Origin of the sequence: Oscillochloris sp. ZM17-4 (assembly GCF_019599295.1) — a bacterium.
GTDB lineage: Bacteria > Chloroflexota > Chloroflexia > Chloroflexales > Chloroflexaceae > Oscillochloris.
Map to the genome: position 1 here is coordinate 1 of NZ_JAIEWN010000004.1, position 3,371 is coordinate 3,371.

Consider the following 3,371-nt stretch of genomic DNA (forward strand, 5'->3'; position numbering starts at 1 on the left):
TATTGTTGCTAGCGACAGCCGCCCACTTTCGCGCCCTTCGTGATCCAAACGCCGCCTACCCCGAGGAGCCCACCCTATGACCGACCCCACCCCGAGCCGATTCGAGGCGCTCCAGCGCCGCTACCGCGAGTGCGACCTGCCCTGGGACCGCGACCTGCCCCCGCCCGAGGTCGTCGCCATCGCCGACCAGCTGCCGCCCGGCCGCCTGCTCGACCTCGGCAGCGGCTCGGGGCGGGCCTGCATCTACCTGGCCCAGCGCGGCTGGCATGCCGACGGGGTCGACTTCGTGCCCGAGGCGATCACCCTGGCCGAGTCCCGCGTCGCCGCCGCCGGCGTGGCCGGCCAGGTGCGCCTGCACCAGGGGTCGGTCACCCACATGCCCTTCCTGGAGCCGCCCTACGACCTGGCGATTGACGTGGGCTGCATGCACGCCTTCCACGGCGACGATCTGCGCGACTACGCCGGCGAGCTGCGCCGCCTGCTGCGCCCCGGCGGCCTCTACCTGCTCTTCGCCCACCTGCGCAACCGCCCCGATGAGCCCCTCGGCGTCTCCGAGGCGACCATCCGCGACCTGTTCACCGACGACTTTCTGTTCGAGCATGTCGAGCACGGCAAGACGACCGTGGTCGACACGCGCTGGAACTCGGCCTGGTTCTACCTGCGCCGCAGGTAAGGCATGACTCACACGCGCGTAGGGACGCAGCGCGCTGCGTCCCTACACGTACGCGGCATCAGTAGATGCCGTAGAGGAAGGCCTCCGTCGGCGGGAAGAGCGCCTCGACAAGCAGCCTCGCCTCGTCCGAGGCGTACAGGTCGGGGTAGGCATAGCTCAGCTCATCGAGGCTGCGCCAGCCGAACAGCAGCGGCGCCAGCAGCTGCGGCGGCACCCGCAGGTCGTGCGGCCCACCCGGCGCCTCCGTCTCCACCGAGGCCAGACGCCCCCCGGCGAAGCGCAGCGTCAGCGCGCTGCGGTACATATCGATCGCCAGATCGCGCGTGAGCCCGGCGAACGGCCCGCCGGCCAGGCGCCCCTCGAAGACCGGGGCCAGCCGCCGGAGCAGCGCGGGCGGGTCGATCAGGCGGATCTGCCAGGCGTAGGCCCGCCACGGGCTGGCCCCGTGGCGGGTGGCCAGCTGGTTGAGGATGTGACCCTGCGGCAGGTTCAGCCGCAGGTAGGGCTTACCGCGCTCGCCGGCCAGCCGCGTCAGCCAGCGCAGCGCCGCCAGCGCCGCGTCGGCGCGCATCAGCGAGGCCTCCCCACAGATCAGGCCATCGCCGAAGCCGGCCGCCATCACCCGCAGGTAGCCGGCCGGCGCCCCGCCCGGCCCCTCCAGCATCCAGCACTCGCCGGCGGTCTCGATCTGCGCGCCCGGCCCGAGCAGAAAGCGCCAGGTCGCCTCATCGCGCAGGGCGCTGACATCCAGCTGCGCGCCGGCCTCATCGTAGAGCCGCATCAGCGCGGGGATGTCGGCGGCGACGGCCACGCGCATGTGGTAGGTCTCACCCTCGGCCGGCGGGATGCTGTGTAGCTCCACCCGGCACCAGGACTCAAGCGGCAGCGCGTACTCGTAGCCGAACTGCCGGTAGAAGTACGGGATGCCCTGGATGATGCTGATGTCGTAGCCGTCCGCGCGCAGGAGCGCGTCGAACTGGGCGTTGAGGGCGCGGATCAGCCCGCGCCCGCGCTGGCCCTCGGCGGTGCCGACAATCCCCATCTCGCCGGCGCGCAGGGTCACATCGCCGTAGCGGATCATCCACGGGATCAGGCACAGCCCGGCGTCGATCTGGCCCGACCCCGCATCCTCCACAAACAGCCAGTTCTCTGGCCGCGCGGCGTGCGGGTGCTCGCGCATCAGGGCGAGCGACATATCCACCAGGCCCGGCCCGTGGATCGTGCCGTGGAAGGCGGCCAGCCGCTCCACATCCTCGCCGCTCTGGGGCCAGCGGATCGCCGGCCGCGTATCTGACAAATCACTCATAGAGAACATGCCTCCTCTGCTGCGGCAGCGCCGTCGGATCGCGCGATCCGACGGCGTCTGCTTGCTGCGACTATCGTGCGTTTGTGCATCATTACGCCGCTGTGGCCTATCCATAAATGTGCTTGCGACTCGGGTGCGGATAGTCCTACAGCGCTATATATGTGAGATGACGTTCTCGTTATAATCCCTCCTGCTCGCTTGACAATGTATGTAACATGATAGATCCTTTACGCCTGATACTAGAGTGACGCGTAACCAGCAGTCCATCAGACAAACTACACGCAGTAGTAATGCCTATGAAACCTGTCAGGTGCGGCCAGCGATGAAATGACCGAATCCTGATGCATCAGGGGCCGCACCTGACAGGTTTACGCCCAATACCGTTCAAATACGCTGATCGTGCGCCGGCCTTGCCCCCTCACCCGTTCGGCTGAGCTCACGTCGAAGCCCCCGGCCCCTCTCCCGCTCTGGGAGAGGGGGCTGGGGGGTGAGGGCTGTGCGGCGGTAGATTCCTTAGTTGTAAGGTATTGGGTTTACGCCCCCATGACTGTCCCCATCTGATGTGTGTACATTGCGAGCGCACGGGCGGCGGGGCGCGATAGCGGCGACGGCACGGGCCGGATCTCAATGCGCCGAGCCCCATCATGGGCTCGCATCTTGCTTGAGCCGAGAAGAAAGGAGCGCGGGAAGACTCAACTCAACTACAACTATCCCAGATCAACCCGTATTGTTCCGCCGCCAGCACCAGCACACCCCCCCACGGCGAAGACAGCTCCAACACACGGTGGCAACACACACGCGCATGCAGCGAGCTTCCAGGCCCACACAACCTGCCCCGCTCGTATCTATGCCTAGCTCAGGAGGGGAGGGCGATGATGCTTCCCGGTAGAAATAACGTGACGTTCCGTATCCTCAGTATGCTGATGCTGCTCAGCTTCGCGCTCCTCGGCATCCCGCGCGTCTCCGCCCAGGGCGGGGGGGCACGCCTCGGCGCGGCGCCCCCCGCCGGCATCGACGCGATCCGCCTGCCCGAGCCCGTGACCGCGCCCAACAAGATCAGCCGCGACATTGCGGTCGCCTCAGGCCGCACATCAGTGGTCGTTCGCCTGAGCAAGTCGCCGGCCGCCCTCATGACGAACCAGCAGGCCCAGGGCGTCGCCGTCGCCGCCGAGCAGGACGCGATCATCGCCCGCATCAGGCAGCTCGACCCGACCGTCAGGGTGCTGGGCCGGACGAAGATCCTGCTCAACGCGGTGATGCTTGATATTGACGCGACGAAGCTGTCCGACCTTGCGACGGATGTGCGGGTCGTCATGATCTCCCCCGTCGTGGACTTTAGCCTGGACCTATCCGAGACCGTGCCGTACATCGGCGCGACGCCGGCGGTTCAGG

The 3,371-nt window shown here is 67.7% G+C and carries 2 protein-coding genes and 1 pseudogene; 2 read left to right on the forward strand and 1 reads right to left on the reverse strand.

The genetic code is table 11. From position 1 onward, the window contains the following. Nucleotides 1–76 precede the first annotated feature (76 nt). Nucleotides 77–673, forward strand: coding sequence for a cyclopropane-fatty-acyl-phospholipid synthase family protein (locus K2Z83_RS04955; RefSeq protein WP_220594081.1), 597 nt, complete (start codon nt 77–79; stop codon nt 671–673). Between the two features lie 58 nt (nt 674–731). Here K2Z83_RS04955 and K2Z83_RS04960 read toward each other — a convergent pair whose 3' ends face one another. Beyond that, nucleotides 732–1,979 (reverse strand): GNAT family N-acetyltransferase, encoded by a 1,248-nt coding sequence (locus tag K2Z83_RS04960; RefSeq protein ID WP_220594082.1) that lies wholly within the window; start codon nt 1,977–1,979, stop codon nt 732–734. Between the two features lie 872 nt (nt 1,980–2,851). On the opposite strand from K2Z83_RS04960, the pseudogene K2Z83_RS04965 reads away from it, so the two are divergent. Continuing rightward, a pseudogene (locus K2Z83_RS04965) lies at nt 2,852–3,371 on the forward strand (hypothetical protein); the annotation flags it as partial.

Excerpts from the sequence above, each read along its gene's own strand:
- K2Z83_RS04955 (WP_220594081.1), top strand. The coding sequence starts at position 77 with ATGACCGACCCCACCCCGAGCCGATTCGAGGCGCTCCAGCGCCGCTAC.
- K2Z83_RS04960 (WP_220594082.1), bottom strand. The coding sequence starts at position 1,979 with ATGAGTGATTTGTCAGATACGCGGCCGGCGATCCGCTGGCCCCAGAGC.